Annotated in this window: 4 protein-coding genes, 2 tRNA genes and 3 rRNA genes; all 9 read left to right on the forward strand. The window is 56.6% G+C overall.

The window, feature by feature from the left end; genetic code table 11:
- The first annotated feature begins 4 nt into the window (after positions 1-4).
- Positions 5-1,498, forward strand: a complete 1,494-nt coding sequence (locus AC07ZE_RS04045; RefSeq protein WP_207261530.1) for a CoA-acylating methylmalonate-semialdehyde dehydrogenase — start codon at positions 5-7, stop codon at positions 1,496-1,498.
- 568 nt (positions 1,499-2,066) lie between these two features.
- Positions 2,067-3,603: ribosomal RNA gene (locus AC07ZE_RS04050) — 16S ribosomal RNA — on the forward strand.
- A 121-nt stretch (positions 3,604-3,724) separates the two neighbouring features.
- Positions 3,725-3,801 (forward strand) — tRNA-Ile (locus AC07ZE_RS04055).
- A gap of 9 nt (positions 3,802-3,810) precedes the next feature.
- Positions 3,811-3,886: transfer RNA gene (locus tag AC07ZE_RS04060), tRNA-Ala, on the forward strand.
- A gap of 229 nt (positions 3,887-4,115) precedes the next feature.
- A 23S ribosomal RNA gene (locus AC07ZE_RS04065) occupies positions 4,116-7,009 on the forward strand.
- Positions 7,010-7,163: 154 nt separating this feature from the next.
- A 5S ribosomal RNA gene (gene rrf, locus AC07ZE_RS04070) occupies positions 7,164-7,279 on the forward strand.
- The 16S, 23S and 5S rRNA genes sit together here with 2 tRNA genes alongside, the layout of an rRNA operon.
- Positions 7,280-7,434: 155 nt before the next feature.
- A complete protein-coding gene (gene recC, locus AC07ZE_RS04075) occupies positions 7,435-10,887 on the forward strand; it encodes an exodeoxyribonuclease V subunit gamma (protein ID WP_207261532.1) in 3,453 nt (1,150 codons plus the stop codon).
- A complete protein-coding gene (gene recB, locus AC07ZE_RS04080) occupies positions 10,884-14,576 on the forward strand; it encodes an exodeoxyribonuclease V subunit beta (RefSeq protein ID WP_207261534.1) in 3,693 nt (1,230 codons plus the stop codon). Before recC ends, recB begins: the two co-directional genes overlap by 4 nt.
- On the forward strand, positions 14,573-16,681 hold the full coding sequence (recD, locus tag AC07ZE_RS04085) for an exodeoxyribonuclease V subunit alpha (protein ID WP_207261536.1): 2,109 nt from the start codon (positions 14,573-14,575) through the stop codon (positions 16,679-16,681). The genes recB and recD overlap by 4 nt, the downstream gene beginning before the upstream one ends.
- Positions 16,682-16,688: the final 7 nt, after the last annotated feature.

Consider the following 16,688-nt stretch of genomic DNA (forward strand, 5'->3'; position numbering starts at 1 on the left):
TTCCATGAGCGTTATTCCGCATTTGATCAATGGTGAGCTGGTTACCGAAACCGCTCGCAGCACTGACGTGTTCAACCCGTCCACCGGCCAGGTTATCCACAAGCTGCCGCTGGCTAGCCGCGAAACCATTCAACAAGCCATCGATGCTGCCAAAGCCGCGTTCCCGGCCTGGCGTAACACACCAGCGGCCAAGCGTGCCCAGGTGATGTTCCGTTTCAAGCAGCTGCTGGAACAGAACGAATCGCGCATTGCCCAACTGATCAGCGAAGAGCACGGCAAAACCCTGGAAGACGCTGCCGGTGAATTAAAGCGTGGTATCGAGAACGTTGAATTCGCTTGCGCTGCACCGGAAATCCTCAAGGGCGAATACAGCCGTAACGTCGGTCCGAACATCGATGCCTGGTCGGACTTCCAGCCACTGGGTGTAGTGGCCGGTATCACTCCTTTCAACTTCCCTGCCATGGTGCCGCTGTGGATGTATCCATTGGCGATCGTGTGCGGCAACTGCTTCATCCTCAAGCCGTCCGAGCGTGATCCGAGCTCGACATTGCTGATTGCGCAACTGCTGCTGGAAGCCGGTTTGCCGAAGGGTGTGCTGAGCGTGGTTCACGGAGACAAGGCTGCAGTGGATGCGTTGATCGAAGCCCCGGAAGTCAAAGCCCTGAGTTTCGTTGGTTCGACACCGATTGCCGAATACATCTACGCCGAAGGCACCAAGCGTGGCAAGCGTGTCCAGGCACTGGGCGGGGCGAAGAACCATGCTGTGCTGATGCCGGATGCGGATCTGGATAATGCCGTCAGCGCACTGATGGGCGCCGCTTACGGTTCCTGCGGGGAGCGTTGCATGGCGATCTCGGTGGCTGTCTGCGTGGGTGATCAAGTTGCCGATGCGCTGGTGGCCAAGCTGACGCCGCAGATCAAGGCGCTGAAAATCGGCGCTGGCACTTCCTGCGGTCTGGACATGGGGCCACTGGTCACCGGCCAGGCGCGAGACAAGGTCAGCGGCTATGTCGAAGATGGCGTAGCGGCGGGCGCGACGCTGGTAGTGGACGGTCGTGGCCTGAGTGTGGCCGGTCACGAAAATGGCTTCTTCCTCGGTGGCTGCCTGTTCGACAACGTCACGCCAGAGATGCGCATCTATAAAGAAGAGATCTTCGGGCCGGTATTGTGCGTTGTCCGGGTCAACAGCCTGGAAGAGGCGATGCAACTGATCAACGACCATGAATATGGCAACGGCACCTGCATCTTCACTCGCGATGGGGAAGCGGCACGGTTGTTCTGCGATGAGATTGAAGTCGGTATGGTCGGCGTCAACGTACCGTTGCCGGTCCCGGTGGCTTATCACAGCTTCGGCGGTTGGAAGCGCTCGTTGTTTGGTGACCTGCATGCTTATGGCCCGGATGGCGTGCGTTTCTACACCCGCCGCAAAGCCATCACCCAGCGCTGGCCACAGCGCGCGAGCCATGAAGCGTCGCAGTTCGCGTTCCCTAGCTTGTAAGTCGAAGGGAAGAAGGCCGGCCTCTTTAGGCCGGCCTTCGCATTTTTGGGGCTTTTTTGACCTATATGACAGATTTATGAAAATAGCGGTTGACGGCAGATCTGAGGTGTCTATAATTCGCCCCACTTCCGGCGCAGTCGAAACGGAAAACTCCTTGGTAAACAATGAGTTACGCAGTTTTCGGCAGCAGGTTGCTTCAGGTCATCGAAGCTGAAAGGAAGTTGAAAAAGAGGTGTTGACAGCAGCGAGTAACGCTGTAGAATTCGCCTCCCGCTGACGAGAGATCGAAAGCGCAAGTGGTTGAAGTTGTTAAGGAAAGCCTTGAAAACTTCTGAAATAACCGCTTGACAGCAAATGAGGCTGCTGTAGAATGCGCGCCTCGGTTGAGACGAAAGCTCTTAACCAACCGCTCTTTAACAACTGAATCAAGCAATTCGTGTGGGTGCTTGTGGTATCAGACTGCTAGTCAACAGATTATCAGCATCACAAGTTACTCCGCGAGAAATCAAAGATGTAACCAACGATTGCTGAGCCAAGTTTAGGGTTTTCTCAAAACCCAAAGATGTTTGAACTGAAGAGTTTGATCATGGCTCAGATTGAACGCTGGCGGCAGGCCTAACACATGCAAGTCGAGCGGATGAAGGGAGCTTGCTCTCTGATTCAGCGGCGGACGGGTGAGTAATGCCTAGGAATCTGCCTGGTAGTGGGGGACAACGTTTCGAAAGGAACGCTAATACCGCATACGTCCTACGGGAGAAAGCAGGGGACCTTCGGGCCTTGCGCTATCAGATGAGCCTAGGTCGGATTAGCTAGTTGGTGAGGTAATGGCTCACCAAGGCGACGATCCGTAACTGGTCTGAGAGGATGATCAGTCACACTGGAACTGAGACACGGTCCAGACTCCTACGGGAGGCAGCAGTGGGGAATATTGGACAATGGGCGAAAGCCTGATCCAGCCATGCCGCGTGTGTGAAGAAGGTCTTCGGATTGTAAAGCACTTTAAGTTGGGAGGAAGGGTTGTAGATTAATACTCTGCAATTTTGACGTTACCGACAGAATAAGCACCGGCTAACTCTGTGCCAGCAGCCGCGGTAATACAGAGGGTGCAAGCGTTAATCGGAATTACTGGGCGTAAAGCGCGCGTAGGTGGTTTGTTAAGTTGGATGTGAAAGCCCCGGGCTCAACCTGGGAACTGCATTCAAAACTGACAAGCTAGAGTATGGTAGAGGGTGGTGGAATTTCCTGTGTAGCGGTGAAATGCGTAGATATAGGAAGGAACACCAGTGGCGAAGGCGACCACCTGGACTGATACTGACACTGAGGTGCGAAAGCGTGGGGAGCAAACAGGATTAGATACCCTGGTAGTCCACGCCGTAAACGATGTCAACTAGCCGTTGGGAGCCTTGAGCTCTTAGTGGCGCAGCTAACGCATTAAGTTGACCGCCTGGGGAGTACGGCCGCAAGGTTAAAACTCAAATGAATTGACGGGGGCCCGCACAAGCGGTGGAGCATGTGGTTTAATTCGAAGCAACGCGAAGAACCTTACCAGGCCTTGACATCCAATGAACTTTCCAGAGATGGATTGGTGCCTTCGGGAACATTGAGACAGGTGCTGCATGGCTGTCGTCAGCTCGTGTCGTGAGATGTTGGGTTAAGTCCCGTAACGAGCGCAACCCTTGTCCTTAGTTACCAGCACGTAATGGTGGGCACTCTAAGGAGACTGCCGGTGACAAACCGGAGGAAGGTGGGGATGACGTCAAGTCATCATGGCCCTTACGGCCTGGGCTACACACGTGCTACAATGGTCGGTACAGAGGGTTGCCAAGCCGCGAGGTGGAGCTAATCCCATAAAACCGATCGTAGTCCGGATCGCAGTCTGCAACTCGACTGCGTGAAGTCGGAATCGCTAGTAATCGCGAATCAGAATGTCGCGGTGAATACGTTCCCGGGCCTTGTACACACCGCCCGTCACACCATGGGAGTGGGTTGCACCAGAAGTAGCTAGTCTAACCTTCGGGGGGACGGTTACCACGGTGTGATTCATGACTGGGGTGAAGTCGTAACAAGGTAGCCGTAGGGGAACCTGCGGCTGGATCACCTCCTTAATCGACGACTCAGCTGCACCATGAGCTCCCACACGAATTGCTTGATTCATTGAAGAAGACGATAGAAGCAGCTTTAAGCTCCAAGCTGATAGCTCACGCTAACAGTTACAAGCTCGAAATTGGGTCTGTAGCTCAGTTGGTTAGAGCGCACCCCTGATAAGGGTGAGGTCGGCAGTTCGAATCTGCCCAGACCCACCAATTTTGTATGGGGCCATAGCTCAGCTGGGAGAGCGCCTGCCTTGCACGCAGGAGGTCAGCGGTTCGATCCCGCTTGGCTCCACCATAAACTGCTTCGAAAGTTTGAGAGTTTAGAAATGAGTATTCCGGTGTGAATATTGATTTCTAGTCTTTTGATTAGATCGTTCTTTAAAAATTTGGGTATGTGATAGAAAGATAGACTGAACGTTACTTTCACTGGTAACGGATCAGGCTAAGGTAAAATTTGTGAGTTTAATCGCGAATTTTCGGCGAATGTCGTCTTCACAGTATAACCAGATTGCTTGGGGTTATATGGTCAAGTGAAGAAGCGCATACGGTGGATGCCTTGGCAGTCAGAGGCGATGAAAGACGTGGTAGCCTGCGAAAAGCTTCGGGGAGTCGGCAAACAGACTTTGATCCGGAGATGTCTGAATGGGGGAACCCAGCCATCATAAGATGGTTATCTTGTACTGAATACATAGGTGCAAGAGGCGAACCAGGGGAACTGAAACATCTAAGTACCCTGAGGAAAAGAAATCAACCGAGATTCCCTTAGTAGTGGCGAGCGAACGGGGACTAGCCCTTAAGTTGATTTGAGATTAGCGGAACGCTCTGGAAAGTGCGGCCATAGTGGGTGATAGCCCTGTACGCGAAAATCTCTTATCAATGAAATCGAGTAGGACGGAGCACGAGAAACTTTGTCTGAATATGGGGGGACCATCCTCCAAGGCTAAATACTACTGACTGACCGATAGTGAACTAGTACCGTGAGGGAAAGGCGAAAAGAACCCCGGAGAGGGGAGTGAAATAGATCCTGAAACCGTATGCGTACAAGCAGTGGGAGCCTACTTTGTTAGGTGACTGCGTACCTTTTGTATAATGGGTCAGCGACTTATTTTCAGTGGCGAGCTTAACCGAATAGGGGAGGCGTAGCGAAAGCGAGTCTTAATAGGGCGTCTAGTCGCTGGGAATAGACCCGAAACCGGGCGATCTATCCATGGGCAGGTTGAAGGTTAGGTAACACTGACTGGAGGACCGAACCGACTACCGTTGAAAAGTTAGCGGATGACCTGTGGATCGGAGTGAAAGGCTAATCAAGCTCGGAGATAGCTGGTTCTCCTCGAAAGCTATTTAGGTAGCGCCTCATGTATCACTGTAGGGGGTAGAGCACTGTTTCGGCTAGGGGGTCATCCCGACTTACCAAACCGATGCAAACTCCGAATACCTACAAGTGCCGAGCATGGGAGACACACGGCGGGTGCTAACGTCCGTCGTGAAAAGGGAAACAACCCAGACCGTCAGCTAAGGTCCCAAAGTTATGGTTAAGTGGGAAACGATGTGGGAAGGCTTAGACAGCTAGGAGGTTGGCTTAGAAGCAGCCACCCTTTAAAGAAAGCGTAATAGCTCACTAGTCGAGTCGGCCTGCGCGGAAGATGTAACGGGGCTCAAACCATACACCGAAGCTACGGGTATCATCTTCGGATGATGCGGTAGAGGAGCGTTCTGTAAGCCTGTGAAGGTGAGTTGAGAAGCTTGCTGGAGGTATCAGAAGTGCGAATGCTGACATGAGTAACGACAATGGGTGTGAAAAACACCCACGCCGAAAGACCAAGGTTTCCTGCGCAACGTTAATCGACGCAGGGTTAGTCGGTCCCTAAGGCGAGGCTGAAAAGCGTAGTCGATGGAAAACAGGTTAATATTCCTGTACTTCTGGTTATTGCGATGGAGGGACGGAGAAGGCTAGGCCAGCTTGGCGTTGGTTGTCCAAGTTTAAGGTGGTAGGCTGAAATCTTAGGTAAATCCGGGGTTTCAAGGCCGAGAGCTGATGACGAGTTACCTTTCAGGTGACGAAGTGGTTGATGCCATGCTTCCAAGAAAAGCTTCTAAGCTTCAGATAACCAGGAACCGTACCCCAAACCGACACAGGTGGTTGGGTAGAGAATACCAAGGCGCTTGAGAGAACTCGGGTGAAGGAACTAGGCAAAATGGCACCGTAACTTCGGGAGAAGGTGCGCCGGTGAGGGTGAAGCACTTGCTGCGTAAGCCCACGCCGGTCGAAGATACCAGGCCGCTGCGACTGTTTATTAAAAACACAGCACTCTGCAAACACGAAAGTGGACGTATAGGGTGTGACGCCTGCCCGGTGCCGGAAGGTTAATTGATGGGGTTAGCTAACGCGAAGCTCTTGATCGAAGCCCCGGTAAACGGCGGCCGTAACTATAACGGTCCTAAGGTAGCGAAATTCCTTGTCGGGTAAGTTCCGACCTGCACGAATGGCGTAACGATGGCGGCGCTGTCTCCACCCGAGACTCAGTGAAATTGAAATCGCTGTGAAGATGCAGTGTATCCGCGGCTAGACGGAAAGACCCCGTGAACCTTTACTATAGCTTTGCACTGGACTTTGAATTTGCTTGTGTAGGATAGGTGGGAGGCTTTGAAGCGTGGACGCCAGTTCGCGTGGAGCCATCCTTGAAATACCACCCTGGCAACTTTGAGGTTCTAACTCAGGTCCGTTATCCGGATCGAGGACAGTGTATGGTGGGTAGTTTGACTGGGGCGGTCTCCTCCTAAAGAGTAACGGAGGAGTACGAAGGTGCGCTCAGACCGGTCGGAAATCGGTCGTAGAGTATAAAGGCAAAAGCGCGCTTGACTGCGAGACAGACACGTCGAGCAGGTACGAAAGTAGGTCTTAGTGATCCGGTGGTTCTGTATGGAAGGGCCATCGCTCAACGGATAAAAGGTACTCCGGGGATAACAGGCTGATACCGCCCAAGAGTTCATATCGACGGCGGTGTTTGGCACCTCGATGTCGGCTCATCACATCCTGGGGCTGAAGCCGGTCCCAAGGGTATGGCTGTTCGCCATTTAAAGTGGTACGCGAGCTGGGTTTAGAACGTCGTGAGACAGTTCGGTCCCTATCTGCCGTGGACGTTTGAGATTTGAGAGGGGCTGCTCCTAGTACGAGAGGACCGGAGTGGACGAACCTCTGGTGTTCCGGTTGTCACGCCAGTGGCATTGCCGGGTAGCTATGTTCGGAATAGATAACCGCTGAAAGCATCTAAGCGGGAAACTAGCCTCAAGATGAGATCTCACTGGAGCCTTGAGCTCCCTGAAGGGCCGTCGAAGACTACGACGTTGATAGGTCGGGTGTGTAAGCGCTGTGAGGCGTTGAGCTAACCGATACTAATTGCCCGTGAGGCTTGACCATATAACACCCAAGCAATTTGATGCTCCGAGTTGAAAAGACGAAAGAGACCAGATTGCGGTGTGTGAAGACGCAATGAACCGAAAGTTCGCCAACACACAAACTGTCGCATACCCAATTCGCTGGAACGTCGCAAGACGCGTCAGCTCAAGAATTTCTTGACGACCATAGAGCATTGGAACCACCTGATCCCATCCCGAACTCAGAAGTGAAACGATGCATCGCCGATGGTAGTGTGGGGTTTCCCCATGTGAGAGTAGGTCATCGTCAAGATTAAATTCCGAAACCCCTATCTGCGTATGCAGGTAGGGGTTTTGTTTTGTCCGCAGGAAAGTTCGTACAGCACTACCGGACAGGTCCCCGCTGTCACCGTCTCCTGACAATGCTAAGGTTCGGCCCTAGCATTTGTATTTTCCAAGGAAGCCTTTATGCCGGACGCGACGTCCCTCAGTGCTGGTTTTATGGTGGTTCACGGCAACCGCCTGGACGAGTTGCGCAGCCTGGTGGTTAGCTGGATGCGGCGTTACCCGCTGGCTCCTCTGGAGAATGAAATCGCTCTGGTGCAGAGCAACGGAATTGCACAATGGCTCAAACTGGCACTGGCCGAAGACGCTGAAGAGGATGACATGGGGGGGTGCGGAATTGCCGCGGCCATCGACGTACAGTTGCCTGGTAGCTTCATGTGGCAGCTCTATCGCATGGTCCTGGGACGTGACGAGATCCCGGCCAAGTCGTTGCTCGACAAAGCCCCGCTGACCTGGCGCCTGATGCGCCTGCTTCCGCAGCTGATCAATCAGCCGCACTTCGAGCCCTTGCAGCGCTTCCTTACCAATGACAACGACCTGCGCAAACGCTATCAGCTCGCTGAGCGGTTGGCGGATCTGTTCGACCAATATCAGGTGTATCGGGCTGACTGGCTCGAAGACTGGGCGGAAGGTCGTCACCAATTACGCAACGGAAGAGGTGAAGCCAAACCGTTGCCGCCATCGAATTGCTGGCAGGCAGAGTTGTGGCGTGCGCTGTTACTGGATGTCGGTGAAGAGGGTATGGCGCAAAGCCGCGCTGGCGTCCATCAACGTTTTATCGAACGTATCAACAGCCTCGAAGTAGCCCCCCGCGGATTGCCCTCCCGTGTGATCGTGTTCGGGATTTCCTCTTTGCCTGCCCAAGCCCTGGAAGCGCTGGCGGGTCTGGCTCGATTCAGTCAGGTGCTGCTGTGCGTGCATAACCCTTGTCGTCACCACTGGGCGGACATCGTCGCCGATAAAGACCTGTTGCGGCATCAATACAAACGACAGGCCCGCAAGAGCGGCATGCCGGTTGTGCTCGATCCGCAAACCCTGCACCAGCACGCTCATCCATTGCTCGCGGCATGGGGCAAGCAGGGGCGCGACTACATCAACCTGCTCGACAGCTACGACGATCCGAACAGCTATCGCTCGGCGTTTCGCGACGGTCGCATCGACTTGTTCAGCGACAGCGTGCCACTAAACATGCTCAATCAATTGCAGGATGACATCCTTGAGTTACGGCCACTGAACGAGACTCGTGAACGTTGGCCAGCGGTAGATCCGCAGAAGGATCAATCGATCCGTTTTCACGTCGCCCACAGTGCCCAGCGTGAAGTCGAGATCCTTCACGATCAGTTGCTTGCGCGCTTCAGCGCCGATCCACAATTGCGTCCCCGCGATGTGATTGTGATGGTCCCGGACATCGACAGCTATGCACCGCATATACGGGCGGTGTTTGGTCAACTCGAACGTCACGATCCGCGCTTCATCCCCTTCACCCTGGCTGACCAGGGGCAACGAGGACGTGATCCATTACTGATCGCCGTGGAGCATCTGCTCAAGCTGCCCGAGAGTCGTTTCCCCGTCAGTGAAATCCTCGATTTGCTGGACGTTCCGGCCCTACGTGCCCGCTTTGGTGTCGAGGAGCGTGACCTGCCGACCCTGCACCGCTGGATCGAAGGCGCCGGCATTCGCTGGGGGATGAATGCTGAACAACGTGCGGGCCTGGGCTTGCCCCAGGCGCTGGAACAAAACAGTTGGCGTTTTGGCCTGCGACGCATGTTGCTTGGTTATGCAGTTGGCAGTGCCGGCGCTTGTGCTGGAATCGAGCCTTACGACGAGATCGGTGGGCTGGATGCTGCGCTCATTGGCCCGTTGGTTGCGCTGCTGGATGCATTGGAGGTCGCACATCGCGAGCTCACGCAGCCAGCATCGCCCCAACAATGGAGTGTGCGCCTGCAGGCATTGGTGACGCTGTTCTTCCAGGCCAGCAACGAACATGACGACTTCCTGCTGACTCAACTGGAAGATTTGCGGGAAACCTGGCTTGAGAATTGTGAGTCGGTTGGTCTGCAAGACGAACTACCGCTGACCGTCGTCCGTGAAGCCTGGCTTGCGGGTCTCGATCAGGGGCGTTTGTCCCAACGCTTTCTCGCCGGTGCGGTGAACTTCTGCACCTTGATGCCGATGCGGGCGATTCCCTTCAAGCGGGTATGCCTGCTGGGAATGAACGATGGCGACTACCCGCGTGCGCAACCGCCGCTGGACTTCGACCTCATGGGCAGTGATTACCGCCCCGGCGATCGCTCACGACGTGAAGATGATCGCTACTTGTTACTGGAAGCCCTGCTGTCGGCACGAGACCAGCTATACATCAGCTGGGTCGGCCGTAGCATTCGCGACAACAGTGAGCGCCCTGCGTCGGTGTTGATCGGCCAGCTCCGTGACCATCTGGCCAGTGGCTGGCGATTGAACGAAACCGACGAGGATTTGCTTGAGGCCATCACTCAGGAACATCCACTGCAACCTTTCAGCGCCCGTTACTTCCATGAAGGCGATCACCTGTTCAGCTACGCCAATGAATGGCAGGTGCTTCACCAGGCAACTCAACAAGCGACTGATAGCCAGATCCTGGATCCCCACGTACAGGAGGAACCGCTGAGTCTCGGTCAACTCCAGGATTTCCTGCGCAACCCGGTACGGCATTTTTTCAGTCAGCGGTTGAAGGTGTTTTTCGAGGCCGCCGAAGTGCCATTGGCGGACGAAGAACCCTTTGTACTCGATGCCCTTCAACGCTATAGCCTCAGCGACAGTTTGCTCGGAGCAGCGCTGGCTGATGCGCAAAACACTGACCAGGCGCTCGAGGTACAAGCACGGCGCCTGCAAAACAGTGGGCTCTTACCCATGGCTGGATTTGGCGAATGCCTGCAGCGAGAACTCATCGAGCCGTTGCCAGATCTGCTGAAGCGCTATCAGCAGCTTTTGACTTTGTGGCCAACGCCATTGGCCAGTGCGCTACCGGTGAGCCTGGAGGTGCATGGTCTGCGACTTGAAGGCTGGCTCAGTGGCCTGCATCAACGTGCGGATGGTGGTTTGCTGTCCATCACCACGATCCCCAACAGCATCGGTTCAATCAAATCGCGCAAATGGCATCGTCTGACTCGGCCCTGGGTCAATCATCTGGTCGCTTGTGCCAGCGATCTGGCGATGACCACAGCGTTGGTGGCCAGTGACGACAGCTTGGTACTCGCGCCAATGGAGGCGGATTGCGCACGACGAATTCTGGGTGACCTGTTGCTGGCCTGGCAATCGGGTATGCGCCAGCCATTGCCGATCGCGGTCAAGACTGCCTTCGCCTGGCTGGGTCAAACCGACCCGGTCAAGGCCGAAGCGGCTGCCCGCAAAGCTTATGAAGGTGATGGATTGACCACTGAGGGTGAGCGACGGGAAAGCGTGGCGCTGGCTCGCCAATTCGCCGATTACGATGCGTTGATCGCCGACGAGACATTTGTCGATTGGTGCAACGCGCTGTACCGACCATTGATTGAAGCGCCCTGGCGTTCGATGTCCAGCGAGGAACCGCGCCCATGACCAGCAAAACACCTTTAGCGCTGGCATTCCCGTTACGCGGCAGTCAGCTCATCGAAGCCAGCGCCGGGACCGGCAAGACCTTCACCATTTCTGCACTGTACCTGCGCCTGGTTCTCGGCCATGGCGCAGAGGGCAGTGGCTTCGGGCGTGAGCTATTACCTCCACAAATTCTTGTAGTGACCTTTACCGATGCCGCCACCAAGGAGCTGCGCGAGCGCATTCGCACCCGTCTGGCCGAAGCCGCCCGATTTTTCCGCGAGGAAACCCCGGCACCTGACGGCCTGATCGCCGAACTGCGTCAACAGTACTTGCCCGAGCAATGGTCCGGCTGTGCCAATCGTCTGGACATTGCCGCTCAATGGATGGACGAAGCCGCCGTTTCGACAATCCACAGTTGGTGCCAGCGCATGTTGCGCGAACACGCCTTCGACAGCGGCAGCCTGTTTACCCAGACGCTGGAAACCGATCACAGCGATTTGCTTGGTGAAGTCCTGCGCGACTACTGGCGATTGTTTTGTTATCCGATGCAAGGCGATGCGCTGAACTGGGTGCGAAGCAATTGGGGTGGACCGGCGGCATTGTTGCCACGGGTTCGCGGATTGTTTGCCAGCGAGCGGGATAACGTTGAAAGCAAAGAGCCTGCCGAGTTGATCACGGAGTGTTTGCAGGAGCGGCGTGCTGTGCTGCTGGAGCTCAAGATGCCCTGGCGTCAGTGGGCGGAAGAGTTGCTCGCCATCTGTCATGAAGGTGTCGCCAGCAAAAATGTCGACGGTCGCAAGATGCAGGCGCGTTACTTCGAACCGTGGTTCGAGAAGATCAAAGCCTGGGCCGAGGATGAAACCCTTGAGCAACTGGACATCGGTACCGGCTTCACACGCCTGACCCCCGACGGTATGGCTGAAGCCTGGAAAAAGGGCGATGTCCCCAATCATCCGGGCCTTGACGCAATGCCCGGCCTGAAAGCCTGTCTCGATGGCTTGCCGACGCCTGATGCTGCCGTTCTGCAACATGCCGCCCATTGGGTTGGCGCGCGCTTCGAGGAAGAAAAACGTCGTCGAGCAGAAATGGGCTTCGATGACATGTTGCTGCGCCTCGATGCAGCCCTGCAAGCCGAAGGCGGCGAACGTTTGGCAAGCTTGATCCGCGAGCAGTTTCCGGTGGCGCTGATCGACGAATTCCAGGACACCGACCCGGTGCAGTACCGGATCTTCGAGAGCATCTATCGCATCGAGGACAATAATCCTGAAAGCGGCTTGTTCCTGATCGGCGACCCGAAGCAGGCGATCTATGCCTTCCGAGGTGCCGACATTTATACCTACCTCCGTGCCCGCCAAGCGACTGCTGGCCGCTTGCATACCCTGGGCACCAACTTCCGTTCGAGTCACGGCATGGTCAGTGCCGTGAACCATGTTTTCCAGCGCGCGGAGACTCGTGAGGCGGGACGCGGTGCCTTCCTGTTCCGTGAGCGCAATGGTGATAACCCGGTACCGTTTTTGCCCGTCGAGTCCCAGGGCCGCAAAGAAGTTCTGTGTATTGACGATCAAGTCGTGCCGGCGCTGAACATCTGGCATTTGTCTGCCGAGCAGCCGTTGTCCGGTGCGGTGTATCGGCAACAACTGGCCGCCGCGTGTGCCAGTGAAATCACTGCACTGCTCAACGGTGGGCAACAAGGCCGAGCGGGGTTCGTGCAGGACGGCAAGGATTTCAAAGGCCTGCTGCCAGCGGATATCGCGATCCTGGTCCGCGATGGCAAGGAAGCGCAGGCCGTGCGCGCGGAACTCTCTGCCCGTGGAGTGCGCAGTGTTTATCTGTCGGACAAGGATTCAGTGTTCGCCGCTCAGGAAGCCCATGACGTGCTGACCTGGCTCAAGGCCTGCGCTGAGCCGGATGTCGAGCGACCGCTGCGGGCCGCTTTGGCCTGCGTCACGCTGAACCTGTCGTTGGCGGAGCTGGAGCGGCTCAATCAGGATGAACTGGCCTGGGAAGCGCGGGTCATGCAGTTCCGCCATTATCGCGAGATCTGGCGCAAGCAAGGCGTGTTGCCTATGTTGCGATGCTTGCTGCATGACTTCCAGCTGCCCCAGGCATTGATTGCACGCAGCGATGGCGAGCGAGTGTTGACCAACCTGTTGCATCTCTGCGAGTTACTGCAACAGGCATCCGCGGAGCTGGATGGCGAGCAGGCACTGATCCGTCATTTGTCCGAGCATCTGGCTCTGTCCGGTCAGGCCGGAGAAGAGCAGATCCTGCGTCTGGAGAGCGATGAGCAACTGGTCAAGGTCGTGACCATCCACAAGTCCAAGGGGCTCGAATATCCGTTGGTGTTCCTGCCGTTCATTTGCTCGGCGAAACCGGTAGATGGCAGCCGGTTGCCACTGCATTTTCACGACACCATGGGTAAGTCCCAGGTGAGTTTGAACCCGACCGCCGAGTTGATTGCCCTGGCCGATGACGAACGACTGGCAGAAGATCTGCGTCTGTTGTATGTGGCCCTGACCCGAGCGCAACATGCCTGCTGGCTGGGCGTGACGGACCTCAAGCGCGGTAATAACAACAGCTCGGTGCTGCACCTGTCGGCACTCGGCTATTTGCTGGGAGGCGGTGCTGTACTGGCCGAGTCAGCGGGTTTAAAGCGTTGGCTTGAAGACTTGCAGCAGGATTGCGCTGCACTGGGTTACGGCGAAATGCCTGAAGCCACTGTCGAACACTATCATCCAGCGCAGAACGAAGCGGTGTTGCGAGCGCCGTTGATTCCAAAGCGCAAAGCGAGCGAAAACTGGTGGATCGCTTCTTACAGCGCATTGCGCCTGAGCGATATTCTAAGCGTCGGCAGTGATGAGGCACCGGAAAGTCCGCAGGCACAAAAACTCTTCGACGACGAACGTCTCGATCCGCAGGCCCCCCTGGAGATGGCTACGGGGGGGGCTGATATCCATAGATTCCCCCGTGGCCCGAACCCGGGCACCTTTCTCCATGGTTTGCTCGAGTGGGCGGGTGACGAAGGTTTTACCGTCACGCCTCAAGACGTGGAGGATGCCATCGCCCGTCGTTGCAATCGTCGTGGTTGGGAAGGCTGGATAACCACGTTGAGCGATTGGTTGCAGCATCTGCTCAAATCACCGTTGCCTGTGGGGTCCGGGCAGGCCCCGGTGATTTTCGAGCGGCTGACCCAATACCAGGTCGAGATGGAGTTCTGGTTTGCCAGCCATAAGGTCGATGTGCTCGAGCTCGATGCACTGGTGCGCCAACATACGCACAACGGGGTGGCCCGGGTGGCCGCCGAACCGGTGCTGCTCAACGGCATGTTCAAGGGCTTCATCGATCTGACGTTCGAACACGACGGCCGCTATTACGTCGCTGACTACAAATCCAACTGGCTGGGCGCTGATGACTCGGTCTACACCGAGCAGGCCATGGAACGGTCGATCCTCGACAACCGTTACGACCTGCAATACGTCTTGTACCTCCTGGCCCTGCATCGCCAACTCAAGGCCCGGCTGGCGGATTACGACTACGACCGGCATGTCGGTGGTGCGTTGTACCTGTTCCTGCGCGGCACGCGAGCCTCTAGTCATGGCGTTTACTTTGCCCGTCCGCCAAGAGCGCTGATCGAGCGACTGGACCGACTGTTTCAGGGCAAGGCGGAGCCCAAGGCCGAACCCGCGTGGGAACAGGGAGTATTGCTATGAGCCGCACCTTTGCTGATTTGCTGCCCACCTCGTTGGCAGCAGAGAGCCTGGCGGCCCTCACCCCATTAAGCCGCGCCGACGATCTGCTGCTGTTGCTGACGCGCTGGGTCGAGCGTGGCTGGTTGCGTGCGCTGGACAAAGCCTTCGTTGCGTTCCTTCATGAGCTGGCACCGGACGATGATCCATTGGTGCTACTGGCAGCGGCGTTGACCAGTCACCAGTTAGGCCATGGGCATGTCTGCCTGGATCTGTTCGAAACCTTGAAGGAACCGGACTTCGCCCTGTCGCTGCCACCGGAAGGCGATCTGCACAGCGGTGCAATGCTGCTGCCGTCACAGTTGCTCGAGAGCCTGGACGGCGCCCATTGGTGCAAGGTGCTAGCCTCGGGCAGCCTGGTTGCATTGGCGGCAGACGGCCGTGAGGCCGTGCAGCAGAGACCATTGGTGTTGTCGGGCAAACGCCTGTACTTGCGTCGCTACTGGGCGTACGAGCGGCGTATCGACAGCTCGCTGCGTCAGCGTCTGGCTGAATACGAAACCACGCCAAGCGACTTGCCTCACCGCCTTACTGGTTTGTTCGGTGCGGCCAAGCCTGGTGAGGTCATCGATTGGCAGAAACTTGCCTGTGCCCTGGCTACCCGCGGCGCTTTCAGCATCGTCACCGGTGGTCCCGGAACCGGCAAGACTACGACGGTCGTGCGCTTGCTGGCCTTGCTCCAGGCTCCAGCGGTGGAAGCCGGCAAGCCGCTGCGCATTCGCCTGGCCGCACCGACCGGCAAAGCCGCGGCGCGATTGACCGAATCCATCAGTCAGCAAGTGCGAACGCTGAAAGTGACTGAAGACATTCGCAACAAGATCCCGTCGGAAGTCACCACCGTTCACCGCTTGCTCGGCAGCCGTCCCGGAACGCGACATTTCCGGCACCATGCGGGCAATCGCTTGCCGCTGGACGTGTTGGTGGTGGACGAAGCTTCGATGATCGACCTGGAAATGATGGCCAATCTGCTGGATGCGCTGCCTCCCCACGCTCGTTTGGTGTTGCTGGGAGACAAGGATCAGCTGGCATCGGTGGAGGCCGGTGCGGTGCTTGGCGATTTGTGCCGCGATGCCGAGGCCGGCTGGTACAGCCCGCAAACACGCCAGTGGCTGGAGTCAGTCAGTGGCGAAAGTCTGGCGCAGAGCGGGTTACAGGAAGACACCCAAGGCACTCATCCATTGGCCCAGCAAGTGGTGATGCTGCGCCACTCGCGACGGTTCGGTGAAGGCAGTGGAATCGGCCAGTTGGCCCGTTGGGTCAACCAGCAGCAGCCCGAAGAGGCGCGCAAGTTGCTGGCGGCTCGAAGCCACGACGACGTGTTTTTCCTGCCTCTCAAGAATGAACAGGATCGCGCACTGGAGCGCCTTCTGCTTGAAGGCCAAGGCGAGGGGCCGCAGGGTTATCGGCATTACTTGAGCCTGCTGCGAAACCAGCGACCTGCGCTCGACACGCCACTGGATGATTCACGTTGGATGGATTGGGCACGACAAGTCTTGCAAGCCTTCGATGCCTTCCAATTGTTGTGCGCGGTCCGCAAAGGGCCGTGGGGTGTGGAGGGGCTGAATCAGCGAGTGACCGAGGCGTTGCTCAAGGCCCGGCTGATCGACAGCGATCAGCAGTGGTATGAAGGACGGCCAGTGCTGATGACGCGCAATGATTACGGCCTGGGGTTGATGAATGGCGATATCGGCATCGCGCTCAAACTTCCCGAGCGTGATGGGCCTGAAGCGGGCAAGCAGGTGCTTCGAGTGGCATTCCCGCGCAATGACGGGCAGGGTGGGGTGCGTTACGTTTTGCCGAGCAGGCTCAATGATGTCGAAACCGTTTATGCGATGACGGTGCATAAATCCCAGGGTTCGGAGTTTGCTCATACTGCATTGATCCTGCCGGATGCCTTGAACCCTGTGCTCACCAAGGAACTGATCTACACCGGGATTACCCGGGCCAAGAACTGGTTCACATTGATCGAGCCGCGCGCCGGCGTATTCGAAGAAGCGGTGAGGCGCAAGGTTAAGCGCTTGAGCGGGTTGATGCTGGAGCTGAAAGAGGGCGTTGATACGTCGGATTGAACGAGCC

The organism is Pseudomonas sp. GW101-3H06 (assembly GCF_059424605.1).